The sequence below is a fragment of the Brevibacillus sp. AF8 genome (assembly GCF_021270385.1).
Taxonomy (GTDB): Bacteria; Bacillota; Bacilli; order Brevibacillales; family Brevibacillaceae; genus Brevibacillus.
Genome location: NZ_JAGQDN010000021.1, coordinates 30,987 through 44,643, shown reverse-complemented (window position 1 = coordinate 44,643; position 13,657 = coordinate 30,987). Strand labels below are relative to the sequence as shown.

Annotated in this window: 15 protein-coding genes; 10 read left to right on the top strand and 5 right to left on the bottom strand. The window is 47.9% G+C overall.

Annotated elements, in window-relative coordinates:
* Positions 1–196: 196 nt before the first annotated feature.
* From KB186_RS22625 to KB186_RS22615, 3 genes are all read left to right on the top strand, one after another.
* The gene (locus tag KB186_RS22625) at positions 197–682 is read left to right on the top strand and encodes an SRPBCC family protein (RefSeq protein WP_221868779.1); all 486 of its coding nucleotides are present in this window, start codon (positions 197–199) and stop codon (positions 680–682) included.
* 83 nt (positions 683–765) lie between these two features.
* Positions 766–1,092 carry a YnfA family protein gene (locus tag KB186_RS22620; protein WP_047073594.1) on the top strand — a complete coding sequence of 109 codons (327 nt, stop codon included), beginning with the start codon at positions 766–768 and terminating at the stop codon, positions 1,090–1,092.
* A 19-nt stretch (positions 1,093–1,111) separates the two neighbouring features.
* Positions 1,112–1,756 (top strand): DUF2625 domain-containing protein, encoded by a 645-nt coding sequence (locus tag KB186_RS22615; protein WP_232774398.1) that lies wholly within the window; start codon positions 1,112–1,114, stop codon positions 1,754–1,756.
* 37 nt (positions 1,757–1,793) lie between these two features.
* On the opposite strand, the gene eutH is transcribed toward KB186_RS22615, so the two are convergent.
* From eutH to KB186_RS22595, 4 genes are all read right to left on the bottom strand, one after another.
* Positions 1,794–3,065, bottom strand: a complete 1,272-nt coding sequence (eutH, locus tag KB186_RS22610; RefSeq protein ID WP_173611328.1) for an ethanolamine utilization protein EutH — start codon at positions 3,063–3,065, stop codon at positions 1,794–1,796.
* A 376-nt stretch (positions 3,066–3,441) separates the two neighbouring features.
* Positions 3,442–3,642 carry a cold-shock protein gene (locus KB186_RS22605; RefSeq protein ID WP_048031362.1) on the bottom strand — a complete coding sequence of 67 codons (201 nt, stop codon included), beginning with the start codon at positions 3,640–3,642 and terminating at the stop codon, positions 3,442–3,444.
* Positions 3,643–3,889: 247 nt separating this feature from the next.
* Positions 3,890–4,489 (bottom strand): nitroreductase family protein, encoded by a 600-nt coding sequence (locus KB186_RS22600; RefSeq protein WP_173611329.1) that lies wholly within the window; start codon positions 4,487–4,489, stop codon positions 3,890–3,892.
* 332 nt (positions 4,490–4,821) lie between these two features.
* Positions 4,822–5,607 (bottom strand): class I SAM-dependent methyltransferase, encoded by a 786-nt coding sequence (locus tag KB186_RS22595; protein WP_232774397.1) that lies wholly within the window; start codon positions 5,605–5,607, stop codon positions 4,822–4,824.
* Positions 5,608–5,756: 149 nt separating this feature from the next.
* Here KB186_RS22595 and KB186_RS22590 point away from each other — a divergent pair, with 149 nt between their 5' ends.
* Both KB186_RS22590 and KB186_RS22585 read left to right on the top strand, forming a co-directional pair.
* Positions 5,757–6,419, top strand: coding sequence for a futalosine hydrolase (locus KB186_RS22590; RefSeq protein ID WP_232774396.1), 663 nt, complete (start codon positions 5,757–5,759; stop codon positions 6,417–6,419).
* The gene (locus KB186_RS22585) at positions 6,416–7,261 is read left to right on the top strand and encodes a 1,4-dihydroxy-6-naphtoate synthase (RefSeq protein ID WP_173611332.1); all 846 of its coding nucleotides are present in this window, start codon (positions 6,416–6,418) and stop codon (positions 7,259–7,261) included. Before KB186_RS22590 ends, KB186_RS22585 begins: the two co-directional genes overlap by 4 nt.
* A 64-nt stretch (positions 7,262–7,325) precedes the next feature.
* Here KB186_RS22585 and KB186_RS22580 read toward each other — a convergent pair whose 3' ends face one another.
* On the bottom strand, positions 7,326–7,862 hold the full coding sequence (locus KB186_RS22580) for a superoxide dismutase family protein (protein ID WP_173611333.1): 537 nt from the start codon (positions 7,860–7,862) through the stop codon (positions 7,326–7,328).
* A 157-nt stretch (positions 7,863–8,019) separates the two neighbouring features.
* On the opposite strand from KB186_RS22580, the gene KB186_RS22575 reads away from it, so the two are divergent.
* The 5 genes from KB186_RS22575 (at position 8,020) to KB186_RS22555 (ending at position 13,632) form a co-directional block, all read left to right on the top strand.
* The gene (locus tag KB186_RS22575; RefSeq protein WP_173611334.1) at positions 8,020–8,697 is read left to right on the top strand and encodes a response regulator transcription factor; all 678 of its coding nucleotides are present in this window, start codon (positions 8,020–8,022) and stop codon (positions 8,695–8,697) included.
* Positions 8,694–10,133 carry a sensor histidine kinase gene (locus KB186_RS22570; protein ID WP_173611335.1) on the top strand — a complete coding sequence of 480 codons (1,440 nt, stop codon included), beginning with the start codon at positions 8,694–8,696 and terminating at the stop codon, positions 10,131–10,133. The genes KB186_RS22575 and KB186_RS22570 overlap by 4 nt, the downstream gene beginning before the upstream one ends.
* Positions 10,134–10,247: 114 nt before the next feature.
* Positions 10,248–11,336, top strand: coding sequence for a Fe(3+) ABC transporter substrate-binding protein (locus KB186_RS22565; RefSeq protein WP_173611336.1), 1,089 nt, complete (start codon positions 10,248–10,250; stop codon positions 11,334–11,336).
* 2 nt (positions 11,337–11,338) lie between these two features.
* Entirely contained in the window at positions 11,339–12,994 is a 1,656-nt protein-coding gene (locus KB186_RS22560) for an ABC transporter permease (protein WP_232774395.1), read from the top strand.
* The gene (locus KB186_RS22555) at positions 12,991–13,632 is read left to right on the top strand and encodes an ABC transporter ATP-binding protein (protein WP_173611338.1); all 642 of its coding nucleotides are present in this window, start codon (positions 12,991–12,993) and stop codon (positions 13,630–13,632) included. The genes KB186_RS22560 and KB186_RS22555 overlap by 4 nt, the downstream gene beginning before the upstream one ends.
* The last annotated feature ends 25 nt before the right edge of the window (positions 13,633–13,657 follow it).

Here is a 13,657-nt window from a genome sequence, read left to right as displayed (position 1 = left end):
AGCATTCATTCTTATGCGATTACTGCACAATTACACTTTTTAGTAAAAAATATTCCATTCAGACTTATTCAGACTCATTTTTACACTTGAAATCTCGCTCGGACGTGAAGTTGGAAGTAGCGAGTGTTCTGTATTGACTGGCTATACAGAAATTGCTATTTTCAAACTGTTAGGAAAATAGTTGGGGGGAAGCATAATGGGTTTCTTGAAAGCGGAGATAGAAGTATCATCATCTATAGAGCTGGTTTGGTGGGCATGGACACGAAAGGAACGGCTTGTGCAGTGGTTTGCGCCTGATGCAACGATTGAGCCGTACCTGGGCGGAGCGTATGAATTGTACTTCCATCCAGCCAATCGTGACCAGATGGGGACGAAAGGCTGCATCATTACCCATTTTGAACCGAAGGAGCGCCTCGGCTTTACATGGAAGGGACCGGATGAATTCGCAGATACCATGAATCACGAGGATGCTTTGACTTATGTGCTTGTCACTTTGTCTGAAGCAGGGGGGAAAACGCAAGTATTGGTCGAGCATTTCGGTTGGAAAGAGGGAGAGGAGTGGGAAAAGGCTCGGGGTTGGCACGAAATGGCTTGGTCTCATGTTCTGGGGAGCCTGAAATCTGCACTTGAATCGGGCGAAGGAGATTTGTGCTGCTTTCCACAAGCTGCCCATCAAGGATAGATTTTGAGGATTTGTCCGTCATGGCGAGCCTATAGACGTGATCTTTGCGCTTACTCGTTTTGATAGGAAAAGAGGAGACATGAATGACAGCATCGATACTCTTGTTTATTTTGGCGGGATTGGCGGAAATCGGCGGGGGATATTTGGTATGGCTGTGGCTAAAGGAGTCCAAGCCGTACTGGTACGGTATCGTTGGTGCGCTGATCTTGGTTTTGTACGGAATCATTCCTACGCTTCAAAGCTTCCCTTCCTTCGGGCGGGTATATGCCGCCTATGGAGGGGTTTTTATCATTCTTGCGGTTTTTTGGGGATGGTTGGTGGATAAAAAGACACCCGATTTGTATGATTGGGTGGGCGCTATCATCTGCTTGGTCGGAGTGAGCGTCATCTTATGGGCGCCGCGCCAATAGTTTGGGAGTGGAGGCAGAAATGAAAAGCTTCGAGGAATTGTACTGCGAAAAGGATTCAGCGTTGGAAGAAATAAACAAATGGCAGTCAGCATCAGACCGGAAAATTACCCTTCTTCCATCTGAAAAGGAGAAGGGGAAAAAACAGCTTGTTGATCTACAAGTGACGACGAGGTCAACTCTAGGTGCTGTTGCTTTTGAAACAGGCGGGATTCTGATACACCAAGGCTGGCTACGGATTCTAGGGTCTGGCCATCCTTATTTACCCCGTTCCATCACTTCTTGGAATCAGCAATGTGCCTTGAACGGGATGCTGCTGGTAGCAGACGATGTCATAGGGGGGTTCTTTGCGATCAATGGTGGAATGTTTCCGGATTCGATAGGCGGTATATGGTATTTCGCTCCGGACAGTCTTGCGTGGGAGGATCTTGAAATTGGCTATACCGACTTTTTGCAATGGGCAATGACCGGGGATATCCATACGTTTTATGAGACATTTTTCTGGAAGGATTGGGAGAAGGACGTTTCCAAGCTAAAAGGCGATGAAATGTTTGCAATCTATCCTTTTTTGTGGTCGAAGGAAGCTCGTGAATTAACAATGGAGGGGTGCTCCAAAAAGCCGGTACCTGCATTGGAAATTTGGGAGATGAGCAAGAAAGTTCAGTAAAGGAAAGAGCGGCCCTCGAAGGACCGCTCTTTTGCTTTTATTGTTTGGTTGCTGCAACTTCAGCTTGAGCGCTGTGATGATCCAAGTACTCATCTGGACCGATAATTCCCGCAGCACGATCTTGTTTTTCCAGTTCAAGGGCTTTCGGTACGGAGAGCCAGTAAGCGAAAGCAATCCCGATAATACCTGCACCCAATTTACCAAGCATGACCGGCAAGATAATGTTTGGTTGGAAGTTTGCCGAGAAGGACAAGTGATCACCCAACAAGAAAGCGGAACAAACCCCGAAGGAAATGTTGATCACCTTGTCTTTTGGCGGCATGGAACGAATGAGACGGAACATCGCCAGGATGTTCGCGCTCGTTGCGAGCAAGCCTGCACTACCAGAAGGGCTCATGCCTAGCTTATTACCCAATACTTCGAGTGGCTTCGCTGCATATTTACGCAGCATGTAAACCATTGGGAACGCACCTGCGAGCATGATACCGATGTAACCAGCGGTCTCCAACGCACGGTATTGGTCGGTTGGATCGGCGATGATCGGATCGAAGCCCCATGCTCCGAAAATCTTTGTAAAGATACCAGTAAAGTGTTGCACGATCGAGAATACGAGTACGAGCTTGATAGCTGCATCCATTGTCTTTCCGAAAATCATGAAGCCTTTAATCATCAAGTCTGGCAGGAAGCGCAGACCAGCAGCAATTGCTAATACGAAGAACAAAATTGGTGAAAGGTTCAGAAGTACCTGTCCGAAGCCAATGGCAAAAGCATAAGTCGATTCAGCATTCGTCGAGATTTCATTGCGAACCTCTGCATTTGTCAAAACCAGAATGGCACTGGAGATAAAAGCACCGATCGGAACTGTCAAAATTCCGGACATTACGCCAAGCGCCATGTATTTATGGTCGCGCTTGTCCAACATAGCAAGTCCCATTGGGATGGAGAACACGATCGTAGCACCGGCCATCAGACCGACGATCATCGCCATAATCCAACCTTCCGTGGAGGTCTTCAGGAGGTTTGCCAACTGATAGCCACCCATGTCAGATGCGAGAATCGCAGTTGCCGCAATCGCAGGATCTGCTCCAATTTTGTTGAAGATGGGTGATACCGCTTTTTCAACGAACCAAGAGATGTACGGGAGGGATGCCATAATACCGGCAGCAGGAACGAAGATGTAACCTGTTGAGTGAATCCCTTCCATGAACTCCTTACCGAGACCCTCATCGCTGTTGCGGATCGCGGCAATGGCACCAATTACTGCACATAACATGATGATGTAAATAATAACGCTTCCAATGTGCTCCATGGATATCCCACCTTTTTGCGGATGTAAACAATAAAAGCACTTAGGATCTCATTAAATAAATGAGATATACCCTAAGCGCCTTTGCTTACTTGTATGAACTTGTTTACAGGTAATGGTAATAACAGCCAACTGGAACCGCTTTCATAGCTCGCTAAAAATAAACGGAAAATACATGTCGCGTTTATTCCATATGTGTACATTCTGAATATTTTATGCTAGAAAGCGCCGTTGCTTTACTCTGCATTATAAAGAGATTATATGGGGAGGCATGGCTAATGTCAACTGCCCTTTAGGAACAAAGAACGAATTATGTGAGGAAAAAGTGCTGGAAAAAAAAGCCGCCCTTGTTATTCGCAAGGGCAGCTTTATGTGTAATTTACAGTTTTACTACGTTCTCAGCTTGTGGACCACGGTTGCCTTCAACCACGTTGAATTCTACGCGTTGGCCTTCTTCGAGGGTTTTGAAACCGTCGCCTTGGATTGCGCTGAAGTGAACGAATACATCGTTTCCGCCTTCAACTGCGATGAAGCCATAACCTTTTTCTGCGTTGAACCATTTAACTGTACCTGTTTGCATGGGTGTTACCTCCAACAAGATAAAATGAATATGTAACTTTTATTTATATAAAATAAAATTCACACATTGTAAAAGGTTCAAACATAAGTGTAAACCCTTTACAATATGTGAACGCTTTAAATAAGAATCTTTTGTTTAAGCTAATACTATCACAGACGACAGAGGAAAGCAATCGCTCAATACACGAAAGGACGGCCCGAATAGGAAATTCTGAGCCGTCCATTACAAACATGGAGCAAAATGTTACTTAGGAAAAGAACTTCACTCTCTCATCCAACGATTGGAATTGTTTTTCTCCTGGTTGAGCGGTTGGCTTGCCAAAAGGCATCTGTGCTCTCAGCTTCCATTCGCTAGGGAGCTTCCACGTTTGTTGGACTTCTTCATCGATGAGTGGATTGTAATGCTGCAAGGAAGCACCGAAGCCCTCGATTTCCAAAGCAGTCCATACAACATACTGAAGCATTCCGGAAGATTGCTCGGACCAAATCGGGAAATTATCTTTGTACGCTTCGAATTGCTGCATGAGGTTTTGGACGACGCTTTGGTCTTCAAAGAAAAGAACAGTGCCGTAGCCGCTACCGAAGGAGTTCATTTTTTCTTCCGTGGCTCCGAAATTTTCAGCGGGAACGATTTTACGCAGCGTTTCTTTGGTAATGTTCCACAGCTTATCGTGCTCTGCACCCAAGAGGACGACAACGCGAGCGCTTTGGGAGTTGAATGCGGATGGTGTGTACTTTACTGCTTCCTGTACGATTTCTTTAATGCGTTCATCAGAGACAACATTTTCCTTGCTGATCCCATAGTACGTTCTTCTGTCTTTTACGGCTGCAATAAAATCCTTACCCACTTTGCATTCCTCCTGCAACTTGTTTTTACACTAACATGATGCATTATTAGGGAGAAGCTTATTCAATGTTTTGTTTCTTACATTTCGTAATTAAATATAAATTTCTGTGCAACTATTGTCAACTTCTGGGTTTGCTAATAGCGATAAGTAAACTTTTTACGGTTAAAATGGGATGAGAAGGTTCGAATTAGTAAGGAGGATATTATGATTACCAAAATGGCGGGGACCTATGCGACTTTTCAGGATGAAGACGGCAACAGCTATTTGCTAAAAGGATAAGCGAAGTGACGACCTCGGGCCAAATGCGGCTGGAGGTTTTTTAACAGAACGAATCAAACAATCGCGCGTACGAGGTAATACATATGCGTAGTGGGCAGACCGTCAGAAGTCGCATAGCGGTCAAAAATCGGCATAACACTCTCCATGTGTTGTTCGATGGCGGACGTGAGAATAGCCGGACTTTGCCCAAAGCAACGCATGCGAATGACATCGAGCGGGGCCTGAAAATACTCGGTGGCAATCACGGTCTGAATATCCACTCGCTGGAAAGCGGCTTGTCTGAGTCTCTCCTGCAGATTTTTCAAGATCGGGGTGTCTGCTGTACGTGAACCAAATAAATGAGGAAACCATTCGAATAATTCGGCGGACAACTGATCGCCCGGATGTAATCCAATAAATGAGCCTCCTCTTTTGACGACGCGTGCTATATCTGGATAGGCGGAGGTAGGTCCCTTGCGATTGTAGGCGCAATCGAACGTATCGTCATGGAAGGGGAGGGTAAATTTCGTATTGGTGACAACGAAGGAGACGTTTTCGGGTGTTTGCGTACGGGTCTTTTGCACAAAGTTTTCTGTCACATCCAAGCCGACGATCTCTTTGGCGGAACGGCTCCAGTGCAGTGTGAATGCGCCATGCCCGCAGCCGATGTCAAGAACGGATTGATTCGGAACGATACGACTAATTTCTTCCATAAAAAGCGACTCGCCATTCGGTTCTGTAATGGTAGAGCGCCATGGGTATACGTATTCACCCGTCATTTTGCCCAACTGTGTGTACCAGGCCAAAGAGTGGGGAGCAAGCCAGTCGGGATGGGTGTTCGGATTCGGTGGATGAAGCATGATCGGTCACCTCTCATCTAAAGGAAATGGACAACAGGATTCATTGTAAGTATTTCCCTGTCTTTTGACAAACTTTTTAAACGGCTTTACATAGACAAAAAGTAGCGATAACGTGGAAGGTGGAAAGCGGTTGAAAGGAGCCAGGGCAAATGATTTTGTCACAACAATATAGAAGCATTTTGGTCGTGACCTCCGTTGACGCAGAACGGGATGCAGTGATGCGCGGCCTTCAAGGAGATGAGCGATTCACTGTTATCGCTGGGGGAGTAGGGCCGGCAGCAGCCGCAGCGAGTACGGCCAGAGCACTTGCAATCGCGGACTACGATCTCGTCATTTGTGCAGGTATATGCGGTGGATTCGTGGGACAAGCAGAGATTGGGTCGCTGGTTGTCGCAACTGAGATTATTTGTGCCGATTTGGGTGCAGAAACGCCTGAGGGCTTTTGCAGTGTGGACGAGCTCGGATTTGGATCAGCTCGGGTAAGTGTTGATCAGGAGTTGGTCGAACAGCTGGCCAATTCCATGAAAGAGGCAGGCTTGGTCGCCAAAAAAGGCATCATCCTCACACTATCCACCGTGACGGGAACAGCGGAAACTGCGACGGCTTTGGCACAGCGGATGCCAGAAGCACTAGCTGAAGCAATGGAGGGGTACGGCGTTGCGACTGCTGCCGAGTCTGCTGGACGACCTGTTCTGGAAATTCGCACGGTATCGAATGCAATTGGACCGCGGGATAAATCCGCTTGGCGGATAAAAGATGCGTTGGAATCTCTGGAAAAGGGAAGCTCTGTACTACGGGAGGTACTATCATGAAAATTGCATTTTCACCATGTCCGAATGACACTTTTGTTTTTCATGCCTGGGCACATGATTTGATTCCGGGAGCGCCAAAGCTCGATATTATGTATGCAGATATCGATATTACGAATACGCTTGCTGCACAGGGAGAAGGCCCAGAAGTAATGAAAATCTCCTATGCGGCATTGCCATGGGTGATGGACAACTACTCGTTGCTCCCATGCGGCGGTGCACTGGGCAGAGGATGCGGGCCACTCGTTTTGACGCAAGGAAATTCTGGCCAGAGCGCGAATGATCCAGCACGCCTGTCCAACAAACGGGTAGCGGTTCCGAGTGAGCGCTCCACAGCTTATCTACTGTTCCGGCTCTGGGCTGCACAAAATGTCCCGGGTGGTGTAGGGGAGATCGTCGTCATGCCGTTTCATGAGATTATGCCTGCTGTACGTGACGGCAAGATCGATGCAGGACTCGTAATCCACGAGGCTCGTTTTACGTATCAAAACTACGGGCTGTCTCTCATGACTGACTTGGGCAACTGGTGGGAGTCTGATACCAATCTGCCGATTCCACTGGGTGCCATTATTGCGAAAAAATCAATGGACATCGAGGCTCTGACCAATTGGACGCGCTCCTCTGTGGAATATGCGTGGGCGAATCCGACTGCGTCACAAGAATATGTCATGTCCCATGCCCAGGAGTTATCCCTGGAGGTAGCGCAAGCGCATATTAACTTGTACGTGAATGAATTTACGAGAAATTTGGGTAACGATGGTTATGCAGCTGTCGAGGCGTTGCTCGGTCGTGCAGCCGAGGAAGGGCTTGTACCAGCATTTGATTTGTCGACATTACGGCGCTAGCTAATTCAATAATGCGAGGGGGCAGCTAACCAGGGTTGCCCCCTTTTCCTGTTCGAGGGAAGCGTTATCCAGCGTAGATCAATCCACATGCCAGGCGTTTTCCGCTATTTCCTGCCGGCTGTGAATGGAAGTCATCCGGACCTTGATGGATGATTAAGCTTCTGCCGACGACATCTGCTGCACTGATTTTGTTTGTGAAAAAAGTCATTCGTGCATAGCCGTCATTGGAAAACAGCACGGGAAAGTCGCCGACGTGGTTGCCATGTGGTTGTTGTGTAGGGTTCCAATGACTGCCTGCTGCGGTAAAAGGATCTTCCGGATTTCCTACCGTACAGACGCCATGCTCATGCAAATGAAAACCAAATGGCCCGATTTGCTGCTGATTGCCAGTGGCTGGCTGGAAAGCGGGGAGGCCGCTGACTTCGACGAACACTTCGGTGCCGTAGGGGACATCGGTAAAAACAACGTAGCCGTGCAGGTTCGGTGCCAGTGGGCCACCCTGAATTTCGGCAAAAGATTGTCCTGTTCTCCGTCCATGTTGGGAGGACACGGCTCGCAAGTCATGTTCATATGGGTATTCATAAGGCTGATATCCATACATGTTATACACCACCTTACTTCATGAACCAGTTTGACATATTTTATGTAGGTGATGGGCGTATGGTTACTGGGCTGGGTAGGAGAACATTGACGTTGATAATTATTTTCATCTACAATCAGGTGGAATTCCCCGGCATGGGCAAAAGGGTGGGCAAAACGTGAAAAGAGTGTTGCTGATAGAAGATGAGATCAATATGGCCCGATTTATTGAACTGGAGCTGCGCTACGAATCGTTTGCGATTACAGTCGCGCATGATGGACATAAAGGACTCGAGCTCGCTTTGCAGGAAGAATGGGATGTCATATTATTGGACGTCATGCTTCCGGGGCTTGATGGTATTGCGGTTTGTCAAAAAATACGCAGCGTGAAAAAAACGCCGATAATTATGCTGACAGCCAGAGACAGTATTACGGACCGCGTCTCAGGCTTGGACAGTGGGGCCGATGATTATATTCCGAAGCCATTCGCGATTGAGGAGCTGTTGGCACGCATACGCGTCGTGTTCCGCCGTCAGGAAGAACAGGAGAATGTCCCTCGAACCATGCTCGCGCATCGAGGGTTGGTAGTCCATATGGAGGGACGTATCGTCACTAAAAATAATCAACCTGTCGAGCTGACCAAAAGAGAGTACGATTTACTCGTGACGTTTATGAAAAACATCAATCGAGTCCTACCTCGCGAGGTGCTGCTCGATACTGTATGGGGTTTCGAGGCGGCTGTCGAGACCAATGTTGTCGATGTATATGTTCGGTATTTGCGCAATAAAATCGATTCCCCCAATGAGGACAGCTATATCTCGACTGTACGCGGGATTGGCTACGTGATGCGAAAATGAGAGGACCATCGAGATTTTTAAAGCTCCCGATCAAATGGAAGCTGACACTCTGGTCGTCGCTTCTGCTTTTTCTTGTATTCATTGGCTATAATGGCTTCCAATACTTTTTTGTAGAGAAGTGGATGTTTAATCAGGAAGAGCAGGTTGTGCAGCAGACAATGCGAGAATTTCTTAACTACGCATTGGAAAAAGAGCAATCTTTTGAGGGCGAGGACCTCACAGAGCTGCGCAGCTTCCTGGAGAAAATCAATCAACGAAACCAGATGATTCGTATTCTGGACGAAGAGGGTAATCCGATTGTTGTCGTATCGGAAAATTTTCAAGATATCACACTGCCACCGCTTCCGCCTGTTCAGTCGATTCGCACCCAGACCCAAGAAGTGCGTGGTGACCTATTGATCATGAGCAGTCCGCTTACGATCTTTCAATTTAACGGGACAGTGATGATTCTGAAGAATATGAAAGAGTTTGGGCAGTTGAGTGGTGCGCTCTTTCAGGTCATGGCTATTGGATGCTTCACTGCTGTGATTATAAGCGGTCTGGGTGGCAGATTGCTCGCGAGGCAGTTACTTCGACCCCTGCAATCGATGAATGAAACGATGAGCAACGTCCGGCAAAAAGGATTCCATGAACGTGTGCAGTTTCACGATAATCAGGATGAGATTGCGACCTTGATGAAAATGTTCAATAAAATGATGGATCAGGTGGAGCGTTCCTTTTTGCAGCAGAGACAATTCGTCGAAGATGCCTCACATGAGCTGCGGACGCCGATTGCGATTATCGAAGGGCATCTGGGAATGCTCCGGCGCTGGGGTAAACATGATCCGGCTGTTTTGGAGGAATCCTTGCAGACATCGGTTCAAGAGCTCGCCAGATTAAAAGGACTGGTGCAGGAGCTGCTCGCTTTGACGAGAGCGGAGCATGTGGAGGTAGAAGAGGATGTCGCGCTCCATGAGCCGGATCGAGCTGTCTATCACATCGTCAAGAAATTCGCCATGATTCAGCCGACATTTACGATTGAGCAAGAACTTGCGCCTTTGGCTGGAGAAATTCTGGCCATATCGGAAGAACACTTGGAGCAAGTGCTACTGATCCTTTTGGATAATGCGGTCAAGTATTCCGGGGAGAGCAGGAGAGTCTGCGTGAGGGCCAAGGTGGAAGAAACGGTAGCCTGTATGGAAATCATCGATGAAGGAATCGGCATACCCGAGCAGGATTTGCCGTATGTCTTGGACCGGTTGTATCGGGTAGACAAAGCAAGAAGCAGCGGGGAGAGCGGGTATGGACTCGGACTTGCCATCGCCAAACGATTGCTCACGCGTTACAACGGTATCATAACGATTCAGAGTGTGGAGCAGAAAGGGACGACTGTGTCTATTTTTGTGCCGCTTCGTTCAGCGAATTTCAACCGATCCGCATCTCAAATAAAAAATTGAGGATGTTTTTTTATTTTCACAGCATTTTCTCATTTTTGTTCGATACAATAAGCCTTGTCAATTGGCAATGATATTCATTATCAATAATCAGTGCGATAGAGAGGGAGAATCAAAATGAGAAAAAAATCGATGCTGGCGGTCATGCTGAGTACGATGCTGACGATGCCTTTACTTGCTGCATGCGGAAACGGCGCGAATACTGCCCAGCCGCAAACAGAAGCGCCAAAGGCACAGGAGCCGGCTGCCACAGAGCAAGTCGTGAACGTATTTACTGCGCGTCATTATGATATTGATAGCAAATTGTTCGCTGAATTTACCAAGCAAACAGGCATCAAGGTAAATGAAGTGAAGGGCACAGCAGAAGAGCTGGTTGAGCGCTTGAAGCGTGAAGGGGAGAGCTCCGAAGCGGATTTGTTCATCACGGTTGACGGTGGAGTTCTGAACTACGCGAAGCAAAATGGCGTTCTGCAACCGATTCAATCTGCTGAAGTAGAGAAAAACGTACCGAAAGAGCTGCGTGATCCTGACAACCAATGGATCGGTATGGCTACCCGTGCGCGAGTAATCGTCTATGCGAAAGATCGCGTGAAGCCAGAGCAGCTGTCTACGTATGAAGATTTGGCTACAGATAAATGGAAAGGCAAAGTATTGGTACGCTCTTCTTCCAACCTGTACAACCAGTCACTCGTTGCTTCTTTTATAGAGCTGAATGGCGAGCAGGCTGCTTTGGATTGGGCAAAAGGTCTTGTAAACAATTTCGCGCGCAAGCCTGAAGGTGGAGATCGCGATCAGGCAAAGGCTGTCGTTGCCAAAGTCGGTGACGTTGCGATCATGAACACCTACTATGTTGGGCAAATGCTCAACTCCAAAGATGCAGAGGAAGTAAAAGTCGCGCAAAACATCGGCGTTTTCTTCCCGAACCAAGAAACGACAGGCACACACTTGAACATCAGCGGTATTGGTTTGACCAAGCACGCGAAAAACAAGGACAATGCCGTGAAGTTGATTGAGTTCGTCACAGGTAAAGAGGCTCAAACGATGCTGACAAACGGAAGCTACGAGTTCCCTGTCAATGCAGAGGCTGACAAGCCTGCTCTTTTGAAAGAGTGGGGAGAATTCAAAACGCAAAAGCTCGACTTTGCTAAGCTTGGCGAGTATAACAAAAAAGCGGTAGAACTGCTGAATCAAGCAGGTTGGAAATAAGCATGACGGGAGCACTTTTGCGTAGAAGCCTGAGACGAAAACTGAACGGGTGGGTAACGCTGAGCGTGATAGGGGCCTTTTTGGCCCTTCTCCCGTCTCTTTATATTTTTTTTGGACTCTTTCAAAAACAGAATGAAAACTGGCAGCATATCCAAGAGTACATGCTGCTGGATTACGCGCTGCAATCGTTATGGCTCGTGCTCGGTACCGGAGCCTGTACGATCATCGTAGGTGTGACCTTGGCCTGGCTGGTCGCTGCTTACGATTTTCCATTGCGTCGCTTTTTTTCATTTGCTTTCGTGCTGCCGCTGGCGATTCCTCCGTACATCGCAGCATACACGTACGGCTCCATGCTCAGCTATACGGGGAGTATCCAGACGTTTTTGCGCGATGCATTCGGATTGACGCTCGATCAACGCTACTTTGACATCATGTCGATGAAGGGCGCTATTTTTATTTTTACGTTGTTTTTGTTCCCGTACGTCTATTTGATTACGAAAACCTTTCTTGAAAAACAGAGTGCTGTGTTCATTGAAAATGCCAGATTGCTCGGAAAAAACCAAACGCATATCTTTTTTCGCATCGTCCTGCCTATGTCGCAGGCAGCCATCGTCGGTGGAGCCAGTCTGGTGGCATTTGAAGTGCTCAATGATTTTGGAGTGACGAAGCATTTTGGGATTCAGTCTTTTACAGCGGCGATTTTCAAGACGTGGTTTGGCATGTATGACGTAGAATCGGCCATTCGTTTGTCCGCCTGGCTCATGACCTTGATTATCGGGATCTTTATCGTTGAGCGACTCGTGCGTAAGCGGAAAAAATACAGCTCGCCTACGAACAGGAGCACGCCGCTTACACGCAGAAAATTGCGCGGAATCACGATGTACGCTGCCGTAATCTTCGGATTGGTTATTGTTTCATTTTCGTTTGTGATCCCTGTTGGGCAGTTGATTGTCTGGGCGACGTGGACGTATGGGGAAGTGTTGAACGAGACCTTCTGGAAGCTCTTGAGCAATACGCTGTTCATCTCTTGTATCTCGATCACCATCTTGATGCTGCTCGCGGTAATCGTTGCGAATGTCATCCGATTCTCCCGAGGCTCGATATTTGCTGTGGCACTGACGCGCTTGATTTCCATGGGCTATTCTATTCCGGGCGCAGTCTTGTCTATTGGAGTAATGGCGGTGATGATGTCCGTAGATAAAGAACTGAGTTCCTTCTATAGCTGGCTGGGCTTGGGCGCAAACAAGCTGGTACTCAGCATGTCTTTGTTCATGCTGACGTTTGCCTACATCATCCGCTTCCTTGCAGTTGGATTCAATGCAGTCGAAGCGGGGTTTGAGAAGACGGGAAACCGCTATTCAGAAGCGGCACGTATGCTCGGGATGAGCATGACACGGACCTTTTTTAAAGTGGATTTGCCTTTAATCAAAGGGGCTGTACTCACCGGTTTTATCTTGGTGTTCATGGAAATCGTGAAGGAATTGCCGCTTACCTTGCTTCTTCGTCCCTATAACTTCGAGACGCTGGCAACAAAGGCGTATCAATATGCGAGCGACGAACAAATTCACCAGGCCGCGATTCCTTCGCTCTGTATCATTGCGGTGGGAATCGTCTCCGTTATTTTCTATCACTGGTTAGGAGAGAGACAGGCAAAATGACTTTTTTTGAAGTGAAAAACCTGACGTTTGGTTATGCAAGCGGGAATGGCAGCGTCATCCGGGATTTTTGCTTGCAGATGGAGCAAGGGGAAGTTGTTGGGCTACTCGGAAATAGCGGTTGTGGAAAAAGTACATTGCTTCGCTTGATAGCCGGACTGGAGTCCCCGAAGAGCGGGCGCATCCAGATCGATGGAAAAGTGTTGGTCGATCAGGGGCAGTTTGTGGAGCCAGAGCAACGCGGGATCGGCATGATTTTTCAAGACTATGCGCTGTTTCCGCATTTGACTGTCGAGCAAAACATCTTGTTCGGTCTGCATCGATTGTCCAAAGCAGAGCGTCTGGTTCGTTTGAAAGAGATGCTGGCACTCGTGCAGCTCGAAGGCTACGGCAAGCGATATCCACATGAGCTGAGCGGGGGACAGCAGCAGCGTGTCGCATTTGCGCGTGCACTGGCGCCTAGGCCGGCGATCTTGCTGATGGATGAGCCATTCAGTAATCTGGATGCCGAGCTCAAAACGAAAATACGCGATGACTTGAAGCGAATGCTGCGGGCTGCCAAGATGACGTCGATCCTGGTCACACATGACAAAGCAGATGCGGAAACGATTTGTGATCGCATCATTCGCATGACTCGCTAAGGGCAAAGTGCAGCTTTCAGCCTCC

What these genes read in the sequence shown, in the direction of transcription:
- KB186_RS22625 (WP_221868779.1), top strand. Translation starts at nt 197, where the DNA reads ATGGGTTTCTTGAAAGCGGAGATAGAAGTATCATCATCTATAGAGCTG.
- KB186_RS22620 (WP_047073594.1), top strand. Translation starts at nt 766, where the DNA reads ATGACAGCATCGATACTCTTGTTTATTTTGGCGGGATTGGCGGAAATC.
- KB186_RS22615 (WP_232774398.1), top strand. Translation starts at nt 1,112, where the DNA reads ATGAAAAGCTTCGAGGAATTGTACTGCGAAAAGGATTCAGCGTTGGAA.
- eutH (WP_173611328.1), bottom strand. Translation starts at nt 3,065, where the DNA reads ATGGAGCACATTGGAAGCGTTATTATTTACATCATCATGTTATGTGCA.
- KB186_RS22605 (WP_048031362.1), bottom strand. Translation starts at nt 3,642, where the DNA reads ATGCAAACAGGTACAGTTAAATGGTTCAACGCAGAAAAAGGTTATGGC.
- KB186_RS22595 (WP_232774397.1), bottom strand. Translation starts at nt 5,607, where the DNA reads ATGCTTCATCCACCGAATCCGAACACCCATCCCGACTGGCTTGCTCCC.
- KB186_RS22590 (WP_232774396.1), top strand. Translation starts at nt 5,757, where the DNA reads ATGATTTTGTCACAACAATATAGAAGCATTTTGGTCGTGACCTCCGTT.
- KB186_RS22585 (WP_173611332.1), top strand. Translation starts at nt 6,416, where the DNA reads ATGAAAATTGCATTTTCACCATGTCCGAATGACACTTTTGTTTTTCAT.
- KB186_RS22580 (WP_173611333.1), bottom strand. Translation starts at nt 7,862, where the DNA reads ATGTATGGATATCAGCCTTATGAATACCCATATGAACATGACTTGCGA.
- KB186_RS22570 (WP_173611335.1), top strand. Translation starts at nt 8,694, where the DNA reads ATGAGAGGACCATCGAGATTTTTAAAGCTCCCGATCAAATGGAAGCTG.
- KB186_RS22565 (WP_173611336.1), top strand. Translation starts at nt 10,248, where the DNA reads ATGAGAAAAAAATCGATGCTGGCGGTCATGCTGAGTACGATGCTGACG.
- KB186_RS22560 (WP_232774395.1), top strand. Translation starts at nt 11,339, where the DNA reads ATGACGGGAGCACTTTTGCGTAGAAGCCTGAGACGAAAACTGAACGGG.
- KB186_RS22555 (WP_173611338.1), top strand. Translation starts at nt 12,991, where the DNA reads ATGACTTTTTTTGAAGTGAAAAACCTGACGTTTGGTTATGCAAGCGGG.